Annotated in this window: 26 protein-coding genes and 4 tRNA genes; 8 read left to right on the plus strand and 22 right to left on the minus strand. The window is 63.1% G+C overall.

The window, feature by feature from the left end; translation table 11 throughout:
* The first annotated feature begins 216 nt into the window (after window positions 1-216).
* The 7 genes from livH to HZR81_RS16230 all read left to right on the plus strand — a co-directional run bounded on the left by livH (window position 217) and on the right by HZR81_RS16230 (window position 5,773).
* On the plus strand, window positions 217-1,140 hold the full coding sequence (gene livH, locus HZR81_RS16200) for a high-affinity branched-chain amino acid ABC transporter permease LivH (RefSeq protein WP_102839898.1): 924 nt from the start codon (window positions 217-219) through the stop codon (window positions 1,138-1,140).
* Complete coding sequence (locus tag HZR81_RS16205; RefSeq protein WP_102839897.1) at window positions 1,137-2,393, plus strand: high-affinity branched-chain amino acid ABC transporter permease LivM; 1,257 nt, start codon at window positions 1,137-1,139, stop codon at window positions 2,391-2,393. The genes livH and HZR81_RS16205 overlap by 4 nt, the downstream gene beginning before the upstream one ends.
* Window positions 2,390-3,157, plus strand: a complete 768-nt coding sequence (gene livG / locus HZR81_RS16210; RefSeq protein WP_500128708.1) for a high-affinity branched-chain amino acid ABC transporter ATP-binding protein LivG — start codon at window positions 2,390-2,392, stop codon at window positions 3,155-3,157. The genes HZR81_RS16205 and livG overlap by 4 nt, the downstream gene beginning before the upstream one ends.
* A gap of 2 nt (window positions 3,158-3,159) precedes the next feature.
* Complete coding sequence (locus tag HZR81_RS16215; RefSeq protein WP_063542550.1) at window positions 3,160-3,861, plus strand: ABC transporter ATP-binding protein; 702 nt, start codon at window positions 3,160-3,162, stop codon at window positions 3,859-3,861.
* Between the two features lie 171 nt (window positions 3,862-4,032).
* The gene (locus tag HZR81_RS16220; RefSeq protein ID WP_500128726.1) at window positions 4,033-4,839 is read left to right on the plus strand and encodes a dienelactone hydrolase family protein; all 807 of its coding nucleotides are present in this window, start codon (window positions 4,033-4,035) and stop codon (window positions 4,837-4,839) included.
* A gap of 95 nt (window positions 4,840-4,934) precedes the next feature.
* Entirely contained in the window at window positions 4,935-5,369 is a 435-nt protein-coding gene (locus tag HZR81_RS16225; protein WP_417797288.1) for a hypothetical protein, read from the plus strand.
* Window positions 5,369-5,773 (plus strand): META domain-containing protein, encoded by a 405-nt coding sequence (locus HZR81_RS16230; protein WP_500128727.1) that lies wholly within the window; start codon window positions 5,369-5,371, stop codon window positions 5,771-5,773. The genes HZR81_RS16225 and HZR81_RS16230 overlap by 1 nt, the downstream gene beginning before the upstream one ends.
* A gap of 251 nt (window positions 5,774-6,024) precedes the next feature.
* Here HZR81_RS16230 and HZR81_RS16235 read toward each other — a convergent pair whose 3' ends face one another.
* From HZR81_RS16235 to dinB, 17 genes are all read right to left on the minus strand, one after another.
* Window positions 6,025-9,390 carry a DUF6701 domain-containing protein gene (locus HZR81_RS16235; protein ID WP_500128709.1) on the minus strand — a complete coding sequence of 1,122 codons (3,366 nt, stop codon included), beginning with the start codon at window positions 9,388-9,390 and terminating at the stop codon, window positions 6,025-6,027.
* A 1-nt stretch (window position 9,391) separates the two neighbouring features.
* Entirely contained in the window at window positions 9,392-9,748 is a 357-nt protein-coding gene (locus tag HZR81_RS16240) for a pilus assembly protein MshP (protein WP_247655402.1), read from the minus strand.
* Window positions 9,749-9,797: 49 nt separating this feature from the next.
* On the minus strand, window positions 9,798-10,640 hold the full coding sequence (locus tag HZR81_RS16245; RefSeq protein WP_500128710.1) for a prepilin-type N-terminal cleavage/methylation domain-containing protein: 843 nt from the start codon (window positions 10,638-10,640) through the stop codon (window positions 9,798-9,800).
* A 56-nt stretch (window positions 10,641-10,696) separates the two neighbouring features.
* Window positions 10,697-11,128 carry a type IV pilus modification PilV family protein gene (locus HZR81_RS16250; RefSeq protein WP_267935082.1) on the minus strand — a complete coding sequence of 144 codons (432 nt, stop codon included), beginning with the start codon at window positions 11,126-11,128 and terminating at the stop codon, window positions 10,697-10,699.
* Between the two features lie 259 nt (window positions 11,129-11,387).
* Entirely contained in the window at window positions 11,388-11,825 is a 438-nt protein-coding gene (locus tag HZR81_RS16255) for a pilus assembly FimT family protein (protein WP_500128711.1), read from the minus strand.
* 183 nt (window positions 11,826-12,008) lie between these two features.
* Window positions 12,009-12,455 (minus strand): prepilin-type N-terminal cleavage/methylation domain-containing protein, encoded by a 447-nt coding sequence (locus HZR81_RS16260; RefSeq protein WP_500128712.1) that lies wholly within the window; start codon window positions 12,453-12,455, stop codon window positions 12,009-12,011.
* A gap of 23 nt (window positions 12,456-12,478) precedes the next feature.
* On the minus strand, window positions 12,479-13,003 hold the full coding sequence (locus HZR81_RS16265) for a prepilin-type N-terminal cleavage/methylation domain-containing protein (protein ID WP_110776224.1): 525 nt from the start codon (window positions 13,001-13,003) through the stop codon (window positions 12,479-12,481).
* Window positions 13,004-13,047: 44 nt separating this feature from the next.
* Window positions 13,048-14,286: a type II secretion system F family protein gene (locus HZR81_RS16270; RefSeq protein WP_500128713.1), complete on the minus strand. Its 1,239-nt coding sequence runs from the start codon at window positions 14,284-14,286 to the stop codon at window positions 13,048-13,050.
* 57 nt (window positions 14,287-14,343) lie between these two features.
* The gene (locus HZR81_RS16275) at window positions 14,344-16,068 is read right to left on the minus strand and encodes a GspE/PulE family protein (RefSeq protein ID WP_500128714.1); all 1,725 of its coding nucleotides are present in this window, start codon (window positions 16,066-16,068) and stop codon (window positions 14,344-14,346) included.
* On the minus strand, window positions 16,065-17,426 hold the full coding sequence (locus HZR81_RS16280; protein ID WP_500128715.1) for a tetratricopeptide repeat protein: 1,362 nt from the start codon (window positions 17,424-17,426) through the stop codon (window positions 16,065-16,067). The genes HZR81_RS16275 and HZR81_RS16280 overlap by 4 nt, the downstream gene beginning before the upstream one ends.
* On the minus strand, window positions 17,423-18,352 hold the full coding sequence (locus tag HZR81_RS16285; RefSeq protein ID WP_500128716.1) for an ExeA family protein: 930 nt from the start codon (window positions 18,350-18,352) through the stop codon (window positions 17,423-17,425). The genes HZR81_RS16280 and HZR81_RS16285 overlap by 4 nt, the downstream gene beginning before the upstream one ends.
* A 5-nt stretch (window positions 18,353-18,357) precedes the next feature.
* Window positions 18,358-19,959, minus strand: coding sequence for a pilus (MSHA type) biogenesis protein MshL (gene mshL / locus HZR81_RS16290; RefSeq protein WP_156244663.1), 1,602 nt, complete (start codon window positions 19,957-19,959; stop codon window positions 18,358-18,360).
* Entirely contained in the window at window positions 19,956-20,183 is a 228-nt protein-coding gene (locus HZR81_RS16295; RefSeq protein ID WP_232244563.1) for a Type II secretory pathway component, read from the minus strand. The genes mshL and HZR81_RS16295 overlap by 4 nt, the downstream gene beginning before the upstream one ends.
* Window positions 20,184-20,274: 91 nt before the next feature.
* On the minus strand, window positions 20,275-20,949 hold the full coding sequence (locus tag HZR81_RS16300) for a type II secretion system protein GspM (RefSeq protein ID WP_500128717.1): 675 nt from the start codon (window positions 20,947-20,949) through the stop codon (window positions 20,275-20,277).
* The gene (locus HZR81_RS16305; protein ID WP_102839881.1) at window positions 20,942-21,547 is read right to left on the minus strand and encodes a PilN domain-containing protein; all 606 of its coding nucleotides are present in this window, start codon (window positions 21,545-21,547) and stop codon (window positions 20,942-20,944) included. The genes HZR81_RS16300 and HZR81_RS16305 overlap by 8 nt, the downstream gene beginning before the upstream one ends.
* Entirely contained in the window at window positions 21,547-22,467 is a 921-nt protein-coding gene (locus HZR81_RS16310) for an MSHA biogenesis protein MshI (protein WP_500128718.1), read from the minus strand. The genes HZR81_RS16305 and HZR81_RS16310 overlap by 1 nt, the downstream gene beginning before the upstream one ends.
* Before the next feature lie 325 nt (window positions 22,468-22,792).
* A complete protein-coding gene (gene dinB / locus HZR81_RS16315; protein ID WP_500128719.1) occupies window positions 22,793-23,857 on the minus strand; it encodes a DNA polymerase IV in 1,065 nt (354 codons plus the stop codon).
* Window positions 23,858-23,951: 94 nt separating this feature from the next.
* On the opposite strand from dinB, the gene HZR81_RS16320 reads away from it, so the two are divergent.
* On the plus strand, window positions 23,952-24,203 hold the full coding sequence (locus HZR81_RS16320) for a hypothetical protein (protein ID WP_500128720.1): 252 nt from the start codon (window positions 23,952-23,954) through the stop codon (window positions 24,201-24,203).
* A gap of 9 nt (window positions 24,204-24,212) precedes the next feature.
* Here the strand turns inward: HZR81_RS16320 and HZR81_RS16325 are convergent, their stop codons facing one another.
* The 5 genes from HZR81_RS16325 to HZR81_RS16345 all read right to left on the minus strand — a co-directional run bounded on the left by HZR81_RS16325 (window position 24,213) and on the right by HZR81_RS16345 (window position 25,302).
* A complete protein-coding gene (locus HZR81_RS16325; RefSeq protein WP_494319906.1) occupies window positions 24,213-24,662 on the minus strand; it encodes a thioesterase family protein in 450 nt (149 codons plus the stop codon).
* A 183-nt stretch (window positions 24,663-24,845) separates the two neighbouring features.
* Window positions 24,846-24,921, minus strand: a tRNA-Glu gene (locus HZR81_RS16330).
* 42 nt (window positions 24,922-24,963) lie between these two features.
* Window positions 24,964-25,039 (minus strand) — tRNA-Ala (locus HZR81_RS16335).
* Window positions 25,040-25,083: 44 nt separating this feature from the next.
* Window positions 25,084-25,159 (minus strand) — tRNA-Glu (locus HZR81_RS16340).
* A gap of 67 nt (window positions 25,160-25,226) precedes the next feature.
* Window positions 25,227-25,302, minus strand: a tRNA-Ala gene (locus tag HZR81_RS16345).
* Between the last annotated feature and the right edge of the window lie 129 nt (window positions 25,303-25,431).

The raw sequence follows: 25,431 nt of genomic DNA on the forward strand, positions 1-25,431 counted from the left end.
CTTTGTTTTAGCGGGCGGCCCTGCCACAAGCACCGGGCCGTCTTGCCATACCTGTAATCCAGCGAGCGGCCTGAACAGCAGGCCCGCCTCGAACCGGCGCCGTGCGTGATCCGCAGGGGGCCGTACCGCAGTGGCGCCGCGCCAGGGTGGGCGGTGTGTTCGACGTGGGCAGCGCAGCCAGACCGGATGGAATTGCAGGGACTTCGGAGAGCAGTGATGCCTGAGCTTTACCACTACCTACAACAGCTGATCAACGGGCTGACCGTTGGCAGCACCTACGCGCTGATCGCCATCGGCTACACGATGGTGTACGGCATCATCGGCATGATCAACTTCGCCCACGGCGAGGTGTACATGATCGGCTCGTATGTCACGTTCATCGCCATTGTCGGCCTGTCGATGATGGGCCTGGACGCCCTGCCCATCCTGATGATCGGCGCCTTCGTCGCGGCCATGATCGTCACCAGCGCCTACGGCTACAGCATCGAACGGGTCGCCTACCGCCCGCTGCGCGGCAGTAATCGGCTGATCCCGCTGATCTCGGCGATCGGCATGTCGATTTTCCTGCAGAACGTCGTGCTGCTGGCCCAGGACTCCAAGGACAAGGCCATCCCCAACCTGATGCCGGGCAATCTGGTCTTCGGCGAAAGCACCATGAATGGCGTGGTGATCTCCTACATGCAGATCCTAATCTTCGTGGTCACCTTCGTCGCCATGTACGGCCTCACGCTGTTCATCTCCCGCTCGCGCTTGGGCCGTGCCTGCCGCGCCTGCGCCGAGGATCTGAAGATGGCCAACCTGCTGGGCATCAACACCAACGGCATCATCGCGCTGACCTTCGTCATCGGCGCAGCTCTGGCTGCCGTCGCGGCGGTGCTGATCAGTATGCAGTACGGCGTGATCAACCCGCACATTGGCTTCCTGGCCGGCATCAAGGCATTCACCGCCGCGGTTCTCGGCGGCATCGGCAGCATCCCCGGGGCCATGCTCGGTGGTCTGGTGCTCGGCGTGGCCGAAGCCTTCGGCGCCGACATCTTCGGTGATCAGTACAAGGATGTGGTGGCCTTCAGCCTGCTCGTGCTCGTGTTGCTGTTCCGCCCCACCGGCATCCTCGGCCGCCCGGAGGTCGAAAAGGTATGACCGGCAATCTTCGTACAGCCTTCTTCAGCGCCCTGCTGGTCATCGCCGTGGCGGTGCCGGTGTTCGGCCTGAAGCTCACCACCGTCGGCATCCGCGTCGAAGTGCATGGCGCCGAGGCGAGCACCTTCTGGATCATCGCCGCCTGTGCGGTGGCCATGTTCGTCTGGCAACTGTTCCGCACCCATCTGGCCGCCGGCTGGGCGGCCAGCCCGAGCCTGCCGAGCGTGCCAGCCGGTGCCGGTAGCTTCCTTACCCTGCCGTCGACCCAGCGCTGGATCATTCTGGGCCTGATCGTGCTCGCGCTGGCGTGGCCGTTCTATGGTTCGCGCGGCGCGGTGGATATCGCCACCCTGATCCTGATCTACGTGATGCTCGGCCTCGGCCTGAACATCGTCGTGGGATTGGCCGGCCTGCTCGACCTGGGTTATGTCGGTTTCTACGCCGTCGGCGCCTATACCTATGCGCTGCTCTCGCATTACTACGGGGTCGGTTTCTGGACCGCGCTGCCGATCGCCGGGGCGATGGCCGCACTGTTCGGCTTCCTGCTCGGCTTCCCGGTCCTACGCCTGCGCGGTGACTACCTGGCTATCGTGACCCTCGGCTTCGGCGAGATCATCCGCATCCTGCTGCGCAACATGACCGATCTCACCGGCGGCCCGAACGGCATCAGCGGCATCGAAAAACCGACGCTGTTCGGCCTGTCCTTCGACCGCCGCGCCGCCGAGGGCATGCAGACGTTCCACGAGTATTTCGGCATCGCCTACAACTCGGTGAACAAGGTGATCTTTCTCTACCTGATCGCCCTGCTGCTGGTGCTGCTGACGCTGTTCGTGATCAACCGTCTGCTGCGCATGCCGATCGGTCGCGCCTGGGAAGCCCTGCGCGAAGACGAGATCGCCTGCCGCGCCCTGGGCATGAACCCCACCGTGATCAAGCTCTCGGCCTTCACCCTCGGCGCGACCTTCGCCGGCTTCGCCGGCAGCTTCTTCGCCGCACGCCAGGGGCTGGTCTCGCCGGAGTCGTTCACCTTCATCGAGTCGGCGATCATTCTCGCCATCGTCGTGCTGGGCGGCATGGGCTCGCAGCTCGGGGTGATCCTCGCCGCCATCGTGATGATCCTGCTGCCTGAGCTGATGCGCGAATTCAGCGAATACCGCATGTTGATGTTCGGCGCCCTGATGGTGCTGATGATGATCTGGCGTCCGCAAGGCCTGCTGCCGATGCAACGCCCACACCTGGAGCTGAAGCAATGAGCCGCCCGATTCTAGAAGTACGCGGCCTGATGATGCGTTTTGGCGGCCTGCTGGCTGTCAACGAGGTGGGGCTGAAGGTACATGACAAGCAAGTGGTATCGATGATCGGCCCCAACGGCGCCGGCAAGACCACGGTGTTCAACTGCCTGACCGGCTTCTATCAGCCGACTGCGGGGGAAATCCTCCTCGACGGCACGCCGATCCACGGCCTACCTGGCCACAAGATCGCGCGTCAGGGCGTGGTGCGCACCTTCCAGAACGTCCGCCTGTTCAAGGACATGACGGCGGTGGAGAACCTGCTGGTGGCGCAACACCGGCACCTGAACACCAACTTTCTCGCAGGTCTGCTGAAGACGCCGGCGTTCCGCCAGAGCGAACGCGAGGCCATGGAGTTCGCTGCACACTGGCTGGAACAGGTGAACCTCACGGATATCGCCAACCGCCCGGCGGGCACCCTCGCTTACGGCCAGCAGCGCCGCCTGGAGATCGCCCGCTGCATGATGACGCGCCCGCGCATCCTCATGCTCGACGAGCCGGCCGCCGGCCTGAACCCGAAGGAGACCGAGGACCTCAAGGCGCTGATCGCCATGCTGCGCGACGAGCACGGCGTCACCGTGCTGCTGATCGAGCACGACATGAAGCTGGTCATGAGCATTTCCGACCACATCTACGTGATCAACCAGGGCACCCCGCTGGCCAACAGTACGCCCGAGCAGGTCCGCAACAACCCGGACGTGATCAAAGCCTATCTGGGAGAGGCGTAAGCATGCTGACTTTCGAAAACGTCTCGACCTTCTACGGCAAGATCCAGGCCCTGCACGACATCAACGTGCAGGTTGAACAGGGCGAAATCGTCACCCTGATCGGCGCCAACGGTGCCGGCAAGTCGACCCTGCTGATGACCCTCTGCGGCACGCCGCAGGCGGCCAGCGGCAGCATCCGTTTCCAGGGTGAAGAGCTGGTCGGCCAGCAGACCTGCGACATCATGCGCAAGGCCATTGCCGTGGTGCCTGAAGGGCGGCGGATCTTTGCTCGTCTGACCGTTGAAGAGAACCTCTCCATGGGCGGTTTCTTCACTGGCAAGGCCGATTTCCAGGAGCAGCTGGACAAGGTGCTCGGCCTGTTTCCGCGGCTCAAGGAGCGCTATCAGCAGCGCGGCGGCACCATGTCCGGTGGTGAACAGCAGATGCTCGCCATCGCCCGCGCGCTGATGAGCAAGCCCAAGCTGCTGCTGCTCGACGAGCCGTCGCTGGGACTGGCGCCGATCATCATCCAGCAGATCTTCGAGATCATCGAACAGCTGCGCGAGGATGGCGTGACCGTGTTCCTGGTCGAGCAGAACGCCAACCAGGCGCTCAAGCTGGCTGATCGGGGCTATGTGCTGGAGAACGGCCACATCGTCATGCAGGGTAGCGGCGAGGATCTGCTGACCGATCCGAAGGTGCGCGACGCCTACCTGGGCGGCTGACACCGCAACCATGCTCGACGAACGAAGCCCTGCCAGCCGGCGGGGCTTTTTCGTTTTCAGCCATCCCCATCGCGTCGCCAGACGAACCCGGGCGCTGCGCGCGCAGTCGAACACCCGCTATTCTTCGTCGAACCGCCTCTTTCACCTCATGCCCGTCAAGGAGACCTCATGATGCGCCACTGCCTACTCGGCCTGCTCATGGCTGCCAGCGCTACCGCCAACGCCGCGGTACAAACCCAGGAACTCCCCTATACCGCTGCCGACGGCACCAAGATGATCGGCTATTACGCCTACGACGACGCCATCGAAGGCAAGCGCCCCGGCATCGTCGTGGTGCACGAATGGTGGGGCCTGAACGACTACGCCAAGCAACGCGCCCGCGACCTCGCCGAACTCGGCTACAGCGCTCTGGCCATCGACATGTACGGTGAAGGCAAGAACACCGAGCACCCCAAGGACGCCATGAGCTTCATGCAGGCCGCACTGAAGGACGCCGATGCGGCCAAGGGCCGCTTCAATGCCGGGCTGGACCTGCTCAAGGAGCAGGCACAGACGGATACCGACAAGCTGGGCGCGGTCGGCTACTGCTTTGGCGGCAAGGTGGTGCTGGACATGGCGCGCCAGGGCGTGCCGCTGGACGGCGTGGTTAGCTTCCACGGCGCATTGGCCACCGAAACCCGCGCCGCGCCGGGTAGCGTCAAGGCGCGAGTGCTGGTCGAGCACGGCGCCGAAGACAGCATGATCAGCGCCGACGATGTCGCGGCCCTGAACGTCGAGATGGTCAAGGCCGGCGCCGACTACCAGTTCGTCAGCCTGCCGGGGGCCAAGCACGGTTTCACCAACCCCGGTGCCGATGCCCATCAGAAGAACGGCCTCGACGTGGCCTATCAGAAAGCCGCGGACGAACGCTCCTGGCGCGACATGCAGCGCTTCTTCGAGGACACCTTCGGCAAGTCGAACCCCGCTCCGGCACAGTGACCTTCGATCCCTCACGCTCGATTCGTCCCGGCGGCGCGCCTGCCGCCGGGGCTCGTGCTAGCATTGCACGCACAACTCAGCGTCGAACACGAGTCATGGCCGAACACGACTTCCGCTACACCCTGCTCAACCCCGCCCACACGCTCACCGAATGCCGCGCACTGGCGCCGGGCCGCTATCAGGTCACCGGTAATGGCGGTTCGATTCGCAGCGGCGACACCCTGCTGGTAACCCTCAAAGGCAGCCGCGACCTTTCCCAGCGGCTGACCGTTGAAAAGGTCCGTCACCTGATCAACCCGCCCGGGCAATGGATGGCCGTGGCCAGCGGGCCGGTATTTCGCGAGCTGGCAATCCATAACTGGCAGGTCGACTGCAATGGCTGCGGCAAACAGCTGGCCTTCGAGTTCGCCGTCGACGCGGCACTCGGTGCAACCGCACAGTCCCCGGCAGCCGAAGCCCGGATCGCCGAACTCGGCTGGGCCAGCCGGGACGGTCAGCATTTCTGCCCCACTTGCAAGGAAGCTCGATGATGCACCGCTACACCCTCCCGTTGCTCGCCATCACGCTGGCCGCCTCCGGCTGCGCCGTGGAACCGCTGACACTGCAGAACGACGTCACCTATGTCGCCGAATGGATCGGTGATGATGCGGTGGTCGGCCGCACGCCGGTTTCGCTGACCCTCTCGGCCGAGCGCGCCTACGGCAATGCCGGCTGCAACCACTGGTTCGCCAGCTATCACCTGGAAGGTGAAACCCTGCGCTTCGAGAACATCGGCAGCACGCGCAAGATGTGCATGCCAGAGCTCATGGAGCAGGAACAGCACTTCCTCGATCTGCTCAGCCGAGTCGAGCGCTGGGACGTGTCGAACATCGACCAGTTGCGCCTGTGGCCAGCAGAGGGCGCGCCAATCCGCTTCTGGCCCGACCAGAACTGACGCGCCACAATCGGGCACAGCAGCCAGCGCTGCACCGAATCCGAACGCAGACCGTTACCTCGACCCGTCGGCCAATCGCAGCAGCGCGACCGCCGCCAGGCAGATCGCGCCCTTGGCCGGTCACCGAGACTGAAACGAAACTGGCACACGCAGTGCATATACTCTAGCGACCAGTTTCGGGGACCTCGGTACAGGCAGGCCGGGAATCCCCTCTTTTATTCGTAACGCCCGACGGCCGCTCACTGAGCTGCTCACATACCGCGGTAGATCTCGCGACGGAAGATCAAAGGTCGCGGGCCAAGGTAGATACCAAAGCTGGCAAGGCCCCGACTCGCCTCGCGCCCCTTGCCCTGCCAGTCATACCAGAGCCATTCCGGCACATCGGGAAACCCGATACGAGCTTCGCCGGTGGCTTCTGGCTTACCGATCACCAGGCTGCCTTCATACCCCGTCTGTCCGCCGTCGATCTGAAGGCTCTTACTCGCCAGGTTGCCCACCTGTTCGAATGCCTGCGCGTTTCCCCAAATCGGAGCACTGCAGGTATCACCGCCTTCAGGGAGAAAGATATTCGATGCCTGCCAGGTCTCGATGACCCAAGGCAGGCTCAAGTCCTGCAACTCCGAGCCATGGCCATTGCCGATGCGCAGCCGGCCCAGGCGGAACTCGCTTTGATCAAGGATTGTCTCGGAATCCTGGCAACCGCTGCCGTTACAGACACCGTCTCTGTCGGTCAGCTCTTGCGCAGTGAAGCGCAAGAGCATCTGGAATGGATGATCATCGGCATCCGGTTGCTCAGCGCGAAGGTAGCGTAACCAGCCCGCATCCCAGGTATAGGTGCGCTGCCCGTCACCGTCGTTATCCCCGCTCTGGCTGGGCATGAGGTCTTTGATGGACTGCCAGGTCAGCGCCTCCGGCATGCCCTTTCCCTGGTCCAGTCGAGGGGTGAGGTCCAGATTCCCGCCAGCCGCCAACCAACTCGGGGCTGGGCTGCTAGCGAACCCCCAGAAGCCATCGAAATCGTAGTTCTCGGTGGGGTACTCCGCCCCGTCGGCAACGCCGTAGCCGGTGATCGTCAGCGCAGGCGGCGTAGCCACGGCGACTGGCTGATCCTGATAGCTGAACACGCCACACCCCGCCTTCAGCGCGCCCTCGATTCTTGCCTTCAGGTATCGCGGGATAAACCGCCCGATCGGAGCCGAATCGCTGGCTGGCACTGCCACACCGAGATAGGGAGGCGGCTCGACGCGCAGGCGAAAAACGCCAACCTCCGAGAGCGCCACATCCTCGACAACGGTTCCATCCCAATTCGCTGGCGATCCGGATGGCAGATGATCGTAGTGCCCGTCTACCGGTGCGAGCACCCGTCCAACCACCCCACCGATAAGCGGAGAGGGGGCTAACACCACCGGGCGTAGCTGCAGCTGATCCTGTCGATAGTTTCTTGTCGTGCTCGCCTTACAGAGTTCGCCATCGGCACGCCAGGCTACCGGTCTGATCGTTGTTGAAAATGTCTGCCCAACCTTCCGGAACACATCGCAGCTGCTGTCTCCCGCCGAGCAGGTCTGCGATGGCTCGATGCAGAACCCCGCCGGCGTAGAAACGAAGTCATCGCTGCCGCTCATCGGCCCGCTGTCACCCTCCTCCGCGCTGCCCGGATAGTAGGCATTGAGCAGCATCCGGCCGGCTTCGGCGTAGTTCACGTCGAGCGAGGTGGCGCCGTTCTGATCGAAACGAAGCGCGAACGGCCGAGCCTCTGCAAAGTTCTGCCCGACCGATTCGGCATTCACCTGAACTGGTTTCGAGCTGTCCGACAGCTCGCTGACTGACGGAGTGACGAAGCTGCTCCAGAAACGCACCTCACGCGTGCTGTCGGTGAACGCCGGCTCGCAGCGTGGGCTTCCTTCGTCACCGACGTCGATGACCGCACGCATGGGCACAATTGGCTGCCCGCGACCGGCCTGCATATCCGGAACATCGAAGATGAAGCCGCTCTGCGCGAAGTTCAGCAGGCAGTCGGAAGAAAGCGGCGCATCGCCAATGCGGCAAAGTGTCGATCTAAGAGCATCGGGCTTTGAAGCGTCGACGGCCAAGGGCATCTGCAGCTGTAGCCCCTGCAGCTTAAAGGTCCCTATGCCGCCACTGAGCGTCTGCTGATTGCCGCCGAGCCAACCCTCCCCCCTGAGCGTTACCGATACGTCACCCTGGTAGGGCTGGCAGGCGCCGGGCGGGGCGTTGGTACAGGCCATGAGCGTGACCGTTTGGGGGCTGCAGGTATGTGCCAAGGCACTGGTGGTGAACTCGAAGTGATCAATGCTTGCTGGCGTGCCACACCAATGGCGCGCTGCCATCTGCCTCTTGTAGTCATCTATTGTCCAAAGCCCTTGCTGTAACCGAACCTCGTCGATCGATCCGACCAGACCACTTGGATCACCTGCGATGATAAGAGGCGCAGTGTCGTTCGGAGTTGAACCAAACAAGAATGTCTCACTGGATACCGACTCGGCAGTTCCATCCAAATAGAGTGCCCCTTCTAGCCTGTCTATGCCTAAGAAGACGACCGTTAGTTTGAGGTGAAAGCCTACATGGACCCACTTACCAATCGGGAGTGGACCAGATTCAACCGTCAAAGCCCTTCCGCCGAACCAGGTAGGTGCTCGCGAAGTTAGTACCAACCGCCGTTGGTTATCTAACTCGAGCCTGTATGTAGCTCCCTTCGTAAATACGGCGACGTTACCGCTCGGCGTTGCCTCCACCTTGAGCCAGAAACTCGCACTCAATTCACGCTTGAGATCAAGTGAGTCGTGATCTCGTACCCATACCGCGCTTGCGGGCGCATCGAATCGCCCATATCGACACGTACCTTCGCCCAGACGATCCACCGGCCAGGCTGGATCAGCCCCGGCGGTAACCGCCCCGCCAAGCACCTGGATGTCGAACGCCCCTCGCCCGGTATTGGCCGGTACGCCCCAGCTAGCCTCGTCGAAGCGCAGGTAAAGCGGAATGTTCTCCGAATCCTGGCAAAGATCGCCTTGAGCAAAGGCCGAGGCGGCCACCTCGTCGTAGGTAATGATGTCCTTGACCTTGGTATCGATGCTGCCTTCGGCTGTTAGGGCGCCCTCTATGTGGGCGCTGGGATTGGCGGTGACATCGCCGGTCACATACACCAAGGCATTGATATCGTTCTTGGTGCCGATGCTCAGATTGCCGCGCACGACAATCAGCAAGTCGGACGCCGAGCCGTTCGGGTTGATTCTGCTATGCGGCGCGAGCTCGAGATCGCCATCGACGAACATCCGCACAGGCCGGCCGGCCGTTACCGAGATGGTCTCGCCATTGTCCAGCTTGCCAGCGTTGTAGAAATAATCCCCAGCCGTGGCGTACGCCGCGCCGCGGGAGGGAAAGGGGCCGTAGGGCTGGCGATCCATTACGGCAAGGACGAGTGTCGCGCCAGTATCCGGTGTCGCGTCCTGCGGAAAGACATTTGAACAGAGCGCCGCCGACGCGGTTGAGCTGCCCAGACAGGCAATAGCGAGCAAGCAGAGCACTGCGAGCGACGATGTTTTCACCCGCATCCAGCCCGCCAGTCTCCGCCAGCTGCCCCGTGTGCTCTCGGGCATGTCAGTCATCCTTTTCCACGACGGCACTCAACTGCCGATACACATAATCCGGGCTGCCCGGCGAGGCGTATTGTGCGCTGGCCTGCAGCGAGATGAAGCGCAGGCTACGGTCTTCCTCAGGCAGGGAAACGGCAGTAGCGGACTTGTCGCACTTCACCTCTACCTTGAAGCCCTCCAGCATGAACTGATCTTCACAAGAAAGATCGGCCATTGCCCTATGGATCCCCCACTCAATCCCGGCCCGCGCTGCCTGATAGGCCCGCGCCTGCTGGATCGCCATGCTGCTGGTGGCGCTCTGGGTTGCGGACATCCGCGCCATGGCCGCGACCGCGCCGGCGATGACGATGATGACGAACATCGCGGCGACTAGCCCGAAGCCGCCCTGGCGACCCTGTAGGAAGGAAGAGTCAGGGCGCATTATCGACCTGGACCTGCTGCAAGAGGGTGACGGTTCCGCCAGCACCAGCCAGCACCAGCTTGAGTGTCACCAAGCCGTTGCGCGTGTTGTTGCCGGGGTCGTAGCTGAACTGGCTCTGGCCGCAATCGACACTATCGATCAACGTGGCGGCACCGGAATAATCAGATGCGGCCAGTTCGCCAAATTCAGCGCGAACAAGCACACCATTTTGGCAGCGATAGCCGACGACCCGGTCGGCCAGAAAAAACCGATGTTGCGGAGAGGCAAACTCGAAGCGGAAAGCCGAGAGGTCAGCCTCAAGCACGCCGTTCTTCCAGGTGAAGGACTTGGGTGAAATCGGCGAAACCGCCCCATCGACGGGCTCGGGGCGCCCGACGAGCGAACCGGTGTTATAGATAATCAGCCAATGCTTGTTTTCTCCGCTATCTGCCGGCGCTATCGGGCTGAGGATATCGATCACGCAGCGGCCGGATGTCTGCGTACAGGCCGGTGGATCCTGACGTGGCCCATCGGACACAGGCAGATTGGCCCGATAGCGTCCTGCGGCCGCAATCGGAACGAGCCTGATTTCATCGCCCGTGTTGGCTACAAGGACGGAGTTTGGTACGGCTAGCCGAATGTCGCGCGCCATCCGGTTGAGCGCGATCGCCGCCCGATCGGTCAGTTCGGCCCGCTGACTATTGTCGGCGAAGCCTAGCAACGGCCGCGACATGACCGTACCGACCATCACCGCAACGAGTCCGGCCAGCGCGATCACCATGATCAGCTCGACCAGCGTGAACCCATTGGTACTGCCGACGGTTTGCCTGAAGCCCTTGCGGGAGAATGCCAAGCCAGCGCCCGCAAAGGGCGCTTCTCGCCGACTGTGCTGGCGCCCCGGCGCTCGCATCAGAGGCATAGGTCATTCCCCGCCGCATCGTACTCGCCGTAGCAGGTGCGCCAACCGGAGAGCTGTAACGACTGGTTCTGCGGATCGGTCACCGTCACCTCGATGCGGGTGGCGTCAACACCGTTCAGCTTGGCAGCACCATCGACCGACAGCGCGACCGAGTAGCCGGCCAGTTCGTTAACCGGTTCGCCAGCAAGATTCCGCGGGGCAGCGGGCGATTGCGCCGCGCTGCTCAACTGCGCGTAGGGCAACGCCAGCGCCGTCGACAGATAGCTTTCGGCGATCATCACGCTCTGCTGGCGCAGCAGCGGATCGGCCGAGCGCGCGGTGATGCTGGCCATGGCGGAAAACAATGTCGCTGCGGCGATGCCGATGATGACGATGGTGATAACCAGCTCGACCAGAGTCATGCCGCGTTGAGGTCGGATCACGGCTGATACCTCGGTCCCGTGGCACAGCTGTAGGGTGGAAAACCGCGCAGCGTTTTCCACCGCGGATTCGGATTATGACCGGTGGCATAAGGCACGTTCATGGATGGGTGAAGCGTCATCCATCCTACGTTGAAGCCCGCTAGGCTGTGGGGGCAAATGGCGGCGATGTTTAATGCGCATCGAAGCAATGACCGGAGCGTACCGATACTCTGCTCGTTGGGCTTCGCAGGCTCAACCCAACCTACGGACCGGAATCGAGTCATTGGCCCACCTCGATAAAGCCGGTGGCGGCGTGCACGGTGAAGGTGTGGCTGCCAATCGTGGCCACACACCGCCCGCCTGGGCAGGTTTCGTTTACGCTACCGAGGGAATTGAAACTTATGGCGAGTGTTTTAGTGACAGCAACGCCAATCGGCAGCGACTTAACGTATTCGTTTCCGACAGACATAACACCGCAATCGCCACCGCTGTAACTCAATGAATACCCAGAACTATCGATTTGAAAGGCAATGGGGCAACCACTCGCCACAGCCAGTTTCTGCCCATAGCGAAAAGTCGAGAGTGCCTCCTCGAAGTAAAAGCGTTCATCGAAATTCTTGCGATCAAAAAAGCGCGGAACGGCTACGGCGGAGATGATGCCGAGAATCACGATCACCATGATCAACTCGACGATCGTAAAACCGCGCTGTTTAACCATTGGCCGGTCCTTTCATCGAAACGGGTTGGAGCCTGGAATAAACCATCCTCCGGAAATTGTGGCACCCGGTCGAAGCCGGGTTGCGGTATAGCACCGTAGGGCGAATGCAACAGTCGAAGCATGTCGAAATGACTATCAGCGGCGGGTTGCACCCCACCCTACATGACTGCACAAGTTTAAAAATTAGCAATCCGTCCCAGTAATGTCAGAAACTACCGAACTTTCATCAGCCGAGTCAGCTTCTGTATAAGTAAAGGAGCAGTTCCCTAGCGTCACTGTTGTCACTCCCGAATCGTGGCCTATCGTATAGTCATTTGTAGACAATTGAGCCGCACGAACAATCCCGTTAGCGCTAGCCTGCGGATAGCCAAAAACAACGCTAATATCTGCTCCTTCTAAGGTAATAGTCGCCGGAGTTGTAGAGTTCCCCGTCACATTACCAACCAAAGCGGCCGAATGAACAATAGCATTGGAGCTCTTAACTGCACCAAGCGCACCTTCCAACGAGGCACGACGAGCATCAGCCCCAAAATCCGCAAACTTCGGCAATGCAAACGCCGCCAAAATCCCCAAGATTACAATCACCATAATCAATTCAATCATGGTGAAACCGCTCTGCTGCTTCTTCATAGTTGTCGCTCCTTGTTTCTGAATCATTGAAAGTTGACGAAGACTTCGCCGGTATTGGCGTTGTATTCGATGACGTCGTCGCCGCCATCGAGGTTGTAGGTGAACAGGCAGCGGGTGCCGTTGGCCGTGGCGGTGAATGCCGGATTGGTGCCGGTCAGGCTCTGCGAGGACGCCTGCAGCAGGTTGCTCCAGAGGTTGCGGCATTCATCGGCGGACATGCTGGTGTTGGCGAGCGGAGTGCCGCTGCGTTCGGTGCCGATGGGCCAGCCAGCGGCATTCACATCCATCGCGCCGTTGCCGTAGCCCTGGACGTTGATCTGGCAGTTGCCGGCCAGGCAGGCATTGCTGCCGCCGCCGCGATTCAGCTCGTACTGGCCGCGCACAAGCGAGACGGCGGATGTGAGCGCACCACCAGCGCTGCGTACGCTGGCGCGGTGGGCGTCCTTGGCCGAGTCGATGAAGTGCGGCAAGGCCACCGCGGCCAGGATGCCGAGGATGGCGATGACCACGACCAGTTCGATCATGGTGAAACCCTTGTGTCGTTGCATCGTGCCTCCGTGGCTTCTGTGGAATGTCGCGATTCGTATGTCCATCAACCCCTCCCCTGTGCCGCGCTACCCAGCTCCCACATCGGCAGAAACACGCCGAGCGCGAGAACCAGCACCATCACGCCCATGGCGACGATAAGAATCGGCTCGATGGCATCGGCCAGCTGCTTGAGGTCGTAGTCCACCTCCTGCTCGTAGAAGTCGGCGACTTCGATGAACAGGTCATCCAGCGCGCCGGTTTCTTCGCCGACGGCCATCATCTGCAGTACCAATGGAGTGAACAGGCCGGAGTTGTGCGCCGAGCGGGTCAGCGCTTCGCCGCGTTCTACGCTTTCGCGGATGCCGAGAATCGCCTGGCCGATATGCTGGTTGCCGACGCTGGCGCTGTTGATCGAGAGGGTCTGCAGCAACGGCACGCCGGCGCGGTACATCATCGCGAAGGTGCGGGTGAAGCGCGCCAGGGCGATGCGTTCGAAGATGCCGCCGACGATGGGCAGGCGCAGCTTGATGCGGTCCCAGCGCAAGCGGCCGGCGTCGGTTTCGATCCATTTGAAGAAGGCGTAAAGCCCGCCAACGATGCCCAGCAGCAACAGCCACCAATAGTCGCGCATGAAGTTGGAGGTGCCGATCAGCACGCGCGTGGCCCACGGCAGTTGCGCGTGGAACTGGGCGAAGACTTTGGCGAACGCCGGGATCACCAGGAGGTTGATGACGCCCAGCGCCACCCCCATGGCCACCAGCACGAAGACCGGATAACGCGTGGCCTGCTTGATGCGCTTGCGGGTCTCGCGTTCCAGCTCGAGATAGGCAGACAGCTGCTTGAACGCCTGATCGAGCTGGCCGGTGTTCTCGCCAACGCTGACCATGCTGACGAACAGATTGTTGAACACCTTGGGATGCGCGTTCAGCGCCACGGCCATGGACTGGCCGCTTTCGAGGCTGGCGCGCACGTCCTGCAGGATGCCGCGGAAATACAGGTTGCGATTGGATTCGGCCAGGCCGCCGATGGCGCGAATGATCGGGACGCCAGCCTTGTTCAGGCTGTACATCTGGCGGCTGAAGATGATCAGTTCGTCCAGATCGACACGTTTGCGCCGCAGCTTCTCGCGCAGCACGGCAAACACGTCGACGCTATCGGCCTGGGCACGCTCCGCATCGATGGTCAGCGGGGTGATCTGCCGCGAGATCAGCTCGCTGGCCACGGCGTCGGCACTGGCACCTTCCAGCGCGCCGCTTACCCGCGCGCCACGCATATCGCGGCCGGTGTAGCGAAAGCTAGGCATCGCCGGCGGCCCCCCGTTGGCGAGCCGGGCCGGTCGAACGCGTCATGCGCCGCAGCATCATGCCGCCACCTCATCATCGGCGAGCGTCGCGCAGACTTTCAGCACCTCTTCGATACTGGTGACGCCGGCGATGGCGTAATCCAGCGCGCAGGCCGCCAAGGGTCGATAGTGCGCCTGCAGGCGCGCGGCCTCGGCGAAGCCTTGCGGATCACCCCGACGAAGCGCGGCGATCATCGGCTCGTCCAGTTCGAGCAGTTCGTAGACGCCAACGCGGCCGGCATAACCGGAGTTGTGGCAATGGTGGCAACCGCTGCCACGCTTGAAGCGGTAGTCGCTGAGCGGCGCGTCATGCAGGCTCTGCAGCCAGGCCAGCTGGCGCGGATCGGGCGTGTCGTCCTCCATGCAGTTCTCGCACACCCGGCGCACCAGACGCTGGGCCAGCACGGCGTTGAGCGCGGTGGCGACGAGGAAGGGCTCGACGCCCATGTCGATCAGGCGCATGGCGGAGGTCAGGGCATCGTTGGTGTGCAGCGTCGAGAGCACGAGGTGGCCGGTCAGCGCGGCGCGCAGGCCGATCTCGGCGGTTTCCTGGTCGCGGATCTCACCGACCAGCACGATGTCCGGGTCCTGGCGCAGCGCGGCGCGCAGCACGCGGGCGAAGGTCAGCTCGATCTTGGCGTTGACCTGCACCTGATTGATCCGCGGCAGGCGGTACTCCACCGGGTCCTCGACGGTGATGATCTTTTTCTCCGGGCTGTTCAGCTCGGAAAGCCCGGCGTAGAGCGTGGTGGTCTTGCCCGAGCCGGTCGGGCCGGTGACCAGCACCATGCCGTGCGGACGCTGCAACAGGCGCCGGAAGCGCTCGAGCATCGCCGGCGGCATGCCGGTGCCTTCGAGCTTGAACATCGCGCCGCTCTGGTCGAGCAGACGCATGACCACCGACTCGCCGAACTGCACCGGCATGGTGGAGACCCGCACATCGAGGTTGCGGTTCTTCACGCGGATGTTGAAACGGCCGTCCTGCGGCAGGCGCTTTTCCGAGATATCCAGGCCGGACATGATCTTCAGACGCATGACCAGCGCCGAAGCCACACGGTGTTCCTTCATCACCTGTTCGTTGAGCACACCGTCGATACGCTGGCGAATCCGCACCACGCCTTCGTCCGGTTCGATGTGAATGTCCGAGGCCTTCATTTGCACGGCGTCCTCGAACAGCGTCTGCAGCAGGCGCACCACCGGCGCGTCGCTGTTGCTTTCACCGAGGCGCGAGAGGTCGAAGTCGCTTTCCTGCAGCTCGCCTTCCAACTCGCCGGCCAGCGAGGCGATTTCGCTGGTGCGGCGGTAGAGCTGGTCCAGGGCGCCGAGCAACTCGCTCTCACGCACCACCGCCGGGTGGACGCGCTTGCCCAGCAGGCGCTCGATCTCGTCCTGGGCGAAGATGTCCAGCGGATCGGTCATACCCACCAGCAAGCCGTCGCCCTGTCGCGACAGCACGATGACGCGGAAGCGCCGGGCGACCGCCTCGGGCAGGCTCTGGGTCAGCCCATTGTCGAATTTGTAATGCTTGAGTTCGACGAAGGGGATCTGCAGCTGCTCGGACAGGGCGCGCAACAGACGGCCTTCGTCGATGAAGCCGAGGTCGAGCACAGTACGGCCGAGCTTGGAGCCGGTTCGTTTCTGATCCTGCAGGGCCAGTTGCAGCTGAGCCTCGCTGATCAGCCCGGCCTGGACCAGCAGGTCGCCCAGGCGGATCTTGCGTTGACGCATGTCTTGCTGGGTCATCGACCATCTCCCAGGGCGGCAGCCCGTTCGGCGGCGAAACGCCGTGCATTGCCGTCCAGCCCCTGGCCACGTACGGCCAGCTGATAGCGTTCGGCGGCCTGGGTCGGCTGGTCGAGCTGCTCCAGCGCGATGGCCAGACCCAGCTGCCAGGCGGCCTGCTGCGGCTGTAGCGCGACCAGCTGCCGATAGAGCGCAGCGCTGCCCGACCAATCGCCGACCTGCTGCCGCAATGCGGCCAGCAGCGCGTGATAGCCCGGGTTGGCCGCAACAGCTGGCGAATTCTGTTCGAGGGTGGCGAGCGCCGCGGCCTTGTCGCCGCCAAGCAGCTGTGCCCGACCCAGCAGCATGCGCAGCTCGGCATCCTCAGGCCGGGCCCGCAGCTGCCCAGGCAACCAGGCCAGGAGCGCTTCGAGCTGGTTGTCAGCCAGGTAGGCCCGGGCCAACCAGCGCGTTGCCTCCGGGTTGTCCGGTTGTGCCTCGTGCAGCGATTGCAGCAGCTCGACGGCACGTGGGTAGTTCTGCTGCTGCAAGGCCTGCTGCGCCTCGAGCAACGGGTCCGGCCGGTGGCTGCCGATACGCAGCGATGCCTGCGCGGCAACCTCCGGCGCGGGCACGGGCTCGACGGTCGTTTCGGTGGGCTGTCGCGCAGGTGGCACAACCTCGGCGGTCACGGCTTCCGGCACGGTGCGGGTCACCCAGTCGGGTAGATCCGCTTGCACGTCGGCGGCTTCGGCCACCGGCAATGCAAGGGCCTCGCTCGTAACCGCCGGCTCGTTCGCTTGCCGCTTCACCTCCAGCCAGAGCTGAGCATGGCCACCGGCCGGCTCGAGGCGATCACGGATGTCGAGACGCTCGGTCAAGCCGAACAGCAGCACTCGCACCTCGTCGCCGCGAGCCTCGACACGCCAGGACAGGCTCAGCCCATCCTGTTCGAAACGTCCGCTAAGCGCCTCACCGGCAAGCTCGGCACCAGACAATCGCAGACTGACCGCGCCACCCTCATCGGTACGCTGGTAACTGACCGGGCGATCCAGCAGCAGCTGCAGCACGAAACGGCCTGGCTCCTGATGCGGCAGCACATCGAGCAGGCGTACCACCTCGACCGACGTCGAAGCGGGCACGGCTGCAGGCGCCTCGGCGCGTTCGGGCACCGCCGCCCAGCGCTCCACGGCAAGCCCGGCGCCGGCCGCCACAACGACCACCGCCGCCAGCAGCAGCCAGCGCCTGATGCGCGCCGACCGCTGCCGGCGTAGCGCCGCAGCTTCATCCACCGCTTGCATGCCGAGCAGCGGCCCTTGCCCGCCGGATGCGGCGCCGCGGGCTTCCAGATCACGCAGCATGTCGTTGACCAGACTCATGGCTGCACCTCGATCAGGCGCGACAGCCAAGGCCAAACACCCAGCAACAGGCTCAGGGTGGCGACGCCGGCAGCCATCGCCCAGCGCAGTGGCGACGCGCTCTGCAGGAACGGGCGCGCCCCTTCGGTATCCGCCAGTGCCCTTTGCACGTGACGCCGCGTGATCCGTGGTCGCCCCTCACCGAAGGCGACCATCAGGCATTTGTTGGCGAGAATGTTGAGCAGGCGCGGAATGCCGCCGCTGCCCCTGGCCAGCAATCGCACCGCGGCAGGCCCGAACAGCGGGCTGCCCTGGTAGCCGGCCACCGCCAGGCGCTCATGCAGATAGCGACCGACATCGCTGGCATCGAGCGGCCGCAACCGATAGGAAAAGGTGATGCGCTGGCGCAGCTGGCGAAAGCTCACATGGCTCAGCGTCGCGTCCAGTTCTGGCTGACCGAACAACACCACCTGCAACAGCTTGCGCTGCTCGGTCTCCAGGTTGGTCAGCAAGCGCAGGGCCTCCAGCGTCTGCGCGGGCAGCGCCTGAGCCTCATCGATCAACAGCACGGTGCTACGTCCGGCGGCTGCCAGCTCGATCAGCCGACGATGCAACGCGCTCAGCAGACCGTGATCGTCCAGGCGCTCGACATGGGCGACATGCAGCTCATGCGCCAGTGCCTGACGCAACGCCATCGGGCCGAGCGCCGGGTTCGGCAACCAGGCGACCTGATAGCGTTCGGCGTCCAGCCGCTTGAGCAGCTCGCGGCAGAGCAGCGTCTTGCCAGTTCCGACCTCCCCGGTCACCTTGATGAAGCCCTCGCCTTCGGCCAGCGCCACGCGCAGCAGGTTCAGGCAGTCCTGATACGACGGCAGGCGCACCATGAAGCCGGTGTTGGGCGTCAGTGCGAACGGCTTTTCGCGTAGCCCGAAGAATGCCTCGTACATGCGCCCTACCTGACCTGGCGGAACGATTCGGCGCTGCGCCGCAGCTCGTCCAGCCAGACCTGATCATCGATCACCTGCGGGCGCATCAGAATCACCAGCTCGGTCTGCTGGAACGCCTTGCGTTGCTGCTGGAACAGGCCGCCGACGATGGGCAGCTTGGACGCCCAGGGAATGTTGGCATCGTTGTTGGTATTGCGGTTCTCCAGCAGACCGCCGATCACCACCACCTGACCGCTACGAGCGCGCACGATGGAATCCGACTGGCGCGTGGTAGACAGCGCCAGGGGCAGGTTGAAGACATTGTCGGAGCTGCCCAGCTGGATGCTCTTGTTCTGGTCCTGCACGCGGCTGACGGTCGGCCGCACATGCAGCGTGACCTGCTCGTGCTCGTCGATCTGGGGGGTTACGTCCAGCGAAATACCGGAGAAGAACGGCGTCAGGGTGATGTCCAGGTCGGGCGCGGTGGTACCGCCGGCGAGCGACGTGGTGGTGGTCGAGACGTCGGTGACGAAGAACTCGTCGGTGCCAACCTTGATCACTGCCTTCTGGTTGTTCAGCGTGGAAATGCGCGGGCTGGACAGTACCCGCACATCACCCTGGGTCTCGAGCAGCTGCAGCACACCGCTGAAATCGCCGACGCTGACTGCTGCGCTGAACACGCCGCCGACGTTGTTCACGCCACTCAGCGCGTCGCCCTGCACGCCCAGGGCGAACTCGGCGTTGCCCATCGATCCCAGCTGCGCCCAGTTGATGCCGGACTGGAATCCGTCGGAGAGATTCACCTCGAGAATCTTGGTCTCCAGAATCACCTGGCGCTGCAGATTGCGCTGGGCCTGCTGCAGGAAGCGCTCGACGCTTTGCTGGTCGCTGCTCGACGCGCGCACCACCAGCAGGCCGGCCTGCGGATTGACTACCACACTGTTGCCAGCCTCGCCGCCAATCATCATCGCCACCACCTCGCGTACTTCGCTCCAGAAGTCGACATTGCTGCTGGTCAGCAGCTGGCTGGCATTGACGGTGCTCGAAGTGGTGCTGGTCGTGGTGCCGCCAGCACCCGTGCCGGTATTGTCGCTGGTCGTGACCTGGCCGGAGCTGACCCGCGTATCGCTCATGCCCTGGCGCTGCAGGTTGAGGTAGTTCAGGTCATAGGTGCGCGTCACCGCGGTATTGGCCTGGATCTGATAGCCGTAGCTGGTGCGGCGGTAGTCATAACCGTAGCTGTCACGCACCGCTGCCAGCACCTCCTCTAGCGTCACGTTGCGCAGGCTGAAGGTGATATTGCCGGTCACGTCAGGGTGTACCAGCAGGTTCTGCCCGGCGTTGTCCATGAGACTGAGAAAGAACTCGCGGGCCGGCATGTCGTTGGCCACCACGTCGAAGCGCGGACCGCTGGCGAGTGCGTCGCCCGCGATGTCGAGCGGCGGAATCAGCGCCGCCTGTACCGAAGGTGGTGGCACTGCCTTGGCCTGGCTCTGTTCCAGGCTCTGCTCGAACAGCCGATTGCTCTGCTCGTAAAGACGCTGATCGCCATCCTCGAAGGTCTGACAGGCGGCCAGAAGACAGAACAGGCTCAGCAAGCCGAGGCGCGGCAGAAAGGTCGGCATCATGGTCGGGTTTGGCTCGGGGTGACGATAGGCGCAACCAGACGCAGCAGTTGCCGCTGGCCGTCGCGCTCGATCAGAACGGAGTTGGTATTGATGGCCAGCAGCCGGGCCTCGGCCAGGCTGTCGCCGACTCGCAGCGAACGACCATTGAGAACGGCTCGCGCGCCTTGCGCGCCACGGAAGATCGCCTGCAATTGCAACGCGGCCGATGGCTGTTGTGCAGGCATCGCCGAGACAAGCGCCGCCGGCGGTCGCGTCGGATCAAGGGCGAATGCCGAAGCCGGCAGCAGGCACATCAGACAAACGAGGGGTAGAACTCTAGACACCGACCCACCCCGCATGGCGACTGAGGGTATGCAGTTCCAAAGTAATGCGCGCCGCGTCCGGGCCGGCGTCCTCGATCAGGTAGTCGAGGCTGTCCCAATGCAGGCGCCAGCCGCTGTCCTGCACCGCCTGCAGATAGCTGAGCAGGTCGAAATAACCGCCCTGCAGCGTCAGGCGCAGACCGTGGCGATAGAAGCCTGGCGCGGCTGAAGTCGCGTCGGCGTCCACCGAGGCGGCGCCCGGCAGCTCCAGCGGCGTACTGAAGCTCTGCAATCCAACCATCTGCAGCCGCGGCTGGCGACGCAACAGGTCCTGCAGCAGGACCTTCATGCGGGACGGCGACACCAGCGAGCTGGTCTGCTCGTCGATACGTCGCAGGATCTGTTCGCGGCTGGCATCAGCCGCCTCGATCGCGCGCTGGTAAGGCAGATTTGGATCGGCAGCCAGTCTCGCCTGTAGCTCCAGGCGCGTATTGGTCGCCTCCAGTCGACGGGCCTCCGCGAGGCGACGCTGGCTGTCCTCTTCTGCGATGCGCCGGGTCAGCGGATCGGCAACCAGAAGCACATAAAGCAGCGACAGCAAGGTCAGGCCTACCAGCAAGCACAACCACTGCTCACGCGGAGCCAGCGCCTGCCAGCGTTGCCGCAAGCTATCCACGCGATCATTCATTCTCGCTCTCCTTGATGGCACGGGACGACAGGTGAAACAGCAGCAGGCCATCGTCTTCGCGCTGCAGGTCGAAGCTGCCGAACTCACGTCCGCGCAGGGCGTCGCTGCGTCCCAGGCTTTCCAGGTAGAGCGGCAGCAGCTCCTGGTCCTGGCTCAGCCCTCTCAGCAGTATGTCGCTGCCTCCGGCCTGCAGGCGGATGCGCGTCAGCCAGAGCCCGCTGGGTGGATGGCGCTCGGAGAGCGCCGCGAGCAGCGGTGCGAAACCGTCACGCAGCTGGCTGTCGAGCGTTTGCAGGTGAGTCGCCAGCGCCTGCAGCTGGCGGTTTCGCGCCTCGCGTTCCGCCAGCTGTGCCGGCAACCGGTTATCCAGCGTCGGCTCGCGATAACCGGCCCTGAAGGCCGTCAGCTCGGATTCGGCAGCCAGCGCCTGCGCCTCGGCCGCCTGGCGCGCAAGCGCGCTCTGCTTCAGCATCCAGCCCTGCCAGGCAGCATGCGCCAGCAGCGCCACGAGCAGCGCGCATGCACCGAGCAGAATCATCCGCGGGCGCGGCCCACCCTGTGCGCGGCGTTCACGCTGATAGAGGTTGACGTTTTGCATCAGGGGGCGTCCTGCCGCAGCGCGGCGCCAACGGCGCCGAGGCAGAAGGCCTGCTGCGCTTCGCTCAGATCCGCGGCCGGCTGGCCCGGGAACAGATCGCGCAGATCGAGGCGCTGAAGGTTGACTGCCAACCCGCCGGCAAGCCCCTGGTAGGTCCGCTCGCCGTCCTGCTTCATGGGGAGAAGCATCAGCCGGTTGATGTAGCCCTTGCCGAGCTGACTCTCGAAATAGTCGAGCGAGCGCTGGATCTCCAGCGTCATGCTGCCCAGCTCCTGGGCGGCACGAGCCAGGCCCTGTTCGATGCGCCGCGCCATGTAGAGATCCGCACCGTTCTGAATGCAGATCAGGCCTTCGCTGGTACGCAGACGCAGCAGGGCGAGATTCATGCCTTCGGCGCCGGCGAGCGAGCCCAGGTTGCGAAACGCCATCTCGGTGATGTCGATGCTCGCCATATGCAGACCGGCCTGGCGGACGAGCTGGGCGTAGTGCTGCATCCGGCTTTTCTCGAGAACAGCGCAATAGACCATGCGCGTGCGTCCGCGATAGGCATCCTCGGGCAGCGCGAAGCAGTCGATCACCACATCATCCAAGGGCTGACTGATCATGTCCTTGATGCGCCAGCGCATGGCGTCACGCAGCTCCTGCGGCGCCACTTCAGGCGCTTCGAGAAGGAACATTTGGTATTCGGAAGGATGCAGCAGCACGTTCGTCGGCAAACCCTGCAAGGAACGTTCGCTCACGGCCTTCTCCAGCAGCGCGCCCTGCGCGTCGGGGCTGCCTTCCAGGTGTTCGCAGTACGGCAGCAGCGGCCGCGCACCGGGCGCCCGAACGACCTGCGCCAACGCGATGCCTTGCGGACCAGCCTCGATGCCGAGCATGCCGGCTGGTTTTGATTTCTTGGTTTTGGAAAACAGACCCACCAATGGCTCCCTCGCCAAGACGTCGGTGCTCAACTGCCAAAAAGCAGAGAATCGATACTGAGGGCGTCAATAGATAGCACATTGCCATCTGGCGTGACTCTAACAATATCCGATGGGCGCGTCCAAATATTGTCGTGAATCAATCGCGCAACAGAAAACCGTCAATCCAAGGACGTCAAAGATCGCGCGCATTCTGGGTTAATTGATTAGCTCGCGCTATATCGGCTTAAGTCCTTTCGTCGCGCGAGGTCATCACAAACTCCGCACCTGACGAACGGTAACCGGCAGAGCGCCAAGCGACGGCGCCACCAAAGCAAATGACGGGCTAAAACAGAGTGAGCTGCTCGAAGCCTCCACGCAGGTCGATCAGACGAACGCCGATTCCAATCAACCGCACCGGGCGGCCACCACGCGCGAAAGCACCGGCAAGCAGCTCCGCGTAGTCGCCAAGCTCCAGCCCGGCACCGGCCTGTTCCAGCGTGGTCTGGGTAAAGTCATGGAACTTCAGCTTGACGAATGGCTTGCCGGGCCGATAGCCGCTGTCCAAGCGCGCCATGCGCGTAGCCAGCTGCTGCAGCAGCTCCGGCAGACGCTCAAGGCACGCCGCCAGGTCCGGCAGATCGCGGTCGTAGGTCTGCTCGACACTCACCGACTGGCGCCGGCTTTCCACCTGTACCGGACGCTCATCGATGCCGCGCGCCAGCCCCCAGAGGCGCTCACCAAAGGCGCCAAACTCGCGAACCAGGTCCAATCTGCGCCACTCGCGCAAGTCTCTACAGGTGCGGATGCCGAGCCGGCCCAGCTTCTCGGCGGTCACCCGACCGACACCATGCAACCGCTTGACCTCCAGCATCTGCACGAACTCCTCGACCTGCGTCGGGGTGATCACGAACAGACCGTCGGGCTTGTTCCATTCGCTGGCAATCTTGGCCAGGAACTTGTTGGGCGCCACGCCTGCCGACACGGTGATGCGCAACTGCTGCCAGACGCGCCGGCGGATGTCCTCCGCTATGCGAGTGGCGCTACCGGAAAAGTGCTCGCAGGCGGTGACGTCCAGGTAGGCCTCATCCAGCGACAGCGGCTCGATCTGCTCGGTATAGGTCCGAAAGATGTTATGGATCTCACGCGAGGCTTCACGGTAGGCATCCATCCGAGGACGCAGGATCAGCAGGTCTGGGCAGAGCTTGAGGGCGTGGCCGGACGCCATGGCCGAGCGGACCCCGTACGCGCGCGCCTCGTAGTTGCAGGTGGCGATGACGCCACGCCTGTCCGCTGCGCCGCCGACCGCGATCGGCCGGCGCGCCAGGCTCGGATCGTCGCGCATTTCGATCGCGGCATAGAAGCAATCGCAATCGATATGGATGATCTTGCGGGAACTGGCCTGACTCACGGAACCGCTACCGGAATGGAATGAACGAAACTTCAGCACGACGGGTCGTTAATGAAAGGGCAAGCCCCTTACCACCCCATAGTCGGAGGCTCAGATGAAAATCTTGTACGCAGGCATCATCACGCTAGGCAGCTTGTTCTCCGCGATGGCGATCGCCGATCAGGACATGATGAACACGCAGCCGCAAGGTACCAACATCCAGCAGCAGAAGCATGGCGAAGACCAGATGCACGACAACAAGGATGGCGATAAACAGCGGATGAAGGAAGAAGTCCAGGACGACTGGCGCGACGACGCCGAGAAGCGCCGCGAAAGCGACGTGATGAAACCGGAGCAACGCGGCTAAGCCACCCCATTAGAGCTCTAGCGGATAGGGCTGTATCAACGCCTTGCCATAGCTCTCAATGAATTCCGGCGGCATGCGCTTGGGCCTGCCGCTGGAAAGCTCGATGCAGACGAAGGTGGTCTGAGCGCGCAGCAGCGTCGCGCCGTCGGCGGGCCTGATCAGCTGAAAACTGCGCTTCATCTTCAGGCGCTGATCGGACTCCGAAATCCAGGTGCCGAGCTGTAGCTCATCGCCTTCATAGGCCGCGGCGAGGTAATCGATTTCATGGCGCAGCACCGCCATGGCCCGGTCGAGCCGCCGATAGTCGGCTATTCCCAGCCCCAGGCTCTGCGAGTGCTGCCAGGCGCACTGCTCCAGCCATGTCACATAGACCGCGTTATTGGCATGCCCAAGCTCGTCGATATGTTCCACCTCGACTTGCAGGTCAATGATGAACGCCTGCGGCTGGTCCCAGCTCATTCGTCAGATACCCTTGATGACCGATGCGATGACCTATGAAAGCGCAGCTGAGCCGGCAAGTCACGCCCGCTGCCGACGGCTATGACAAGCCATTCAGCCAACGCAACGCATTTTCGTCGCGCAAAACAAAAAGGGCCATCTCATGAAAGATGACCCCTTGAAGCCCAAAACGGGCAATAAAAATGGCGTCCCCTAGGGGACTCGAACCCCTGTTACCGCCGTGAAAGGGCGGTGTCCTAGGCCACTAGACGAAGGGGACGAAACCTTCGACGATTCCGAAATTTTGGAATCGCTGGCAATTTGGTGGAGCTAGACGGGATCGAACCGTCGACCTCTTGCATGCCATGCAAGCGCTCTCCCAGCTGAGCTATAGCCCCGGATTTAGCGTCTCTCGACGTGCGATGCGAACATCGCTGAATAGTGGCGTCCCCTAGGGGACTCGAACCCCTGTTACCGCCGTGAAAGGGCGGTGTCCTAGGCCACTAGACGAAGGGGACGCAAACCCTTCAAGCGCAACCTGTATTTCGATAGCTACAGGCTGGTGGCAATTCTGCTCTTCGAGATTGGTGGAGCTAGACGGGATCGAACCGTCGACCTCTTGCATGCCATGCAAGCGCTCTCCCAGCTGAGCTATAGCCCCATCTCGAGGACGGGGCGCATATTAGGGGCGCCCCTGGGCAGTGTCAACAACAAATTTCGGCGCGACCGCAGTTTTTTTGGCAGCAGGAACAATTACTTACCGCCGACCAACGGTCGCAACACGATGCTG

Origin of the sequence: Pseudomonas sp. LM13, from assembly GCF_041381355.1 — a bacterium.
Taxonomy (GTDB): domain Bacteria; phylum Pseudomonadota; class Gammaproteobacteria; order Pseudomonadales; family Pseudomonadaceae; genus Stutzerimonas; species Stutzerimonas frequens.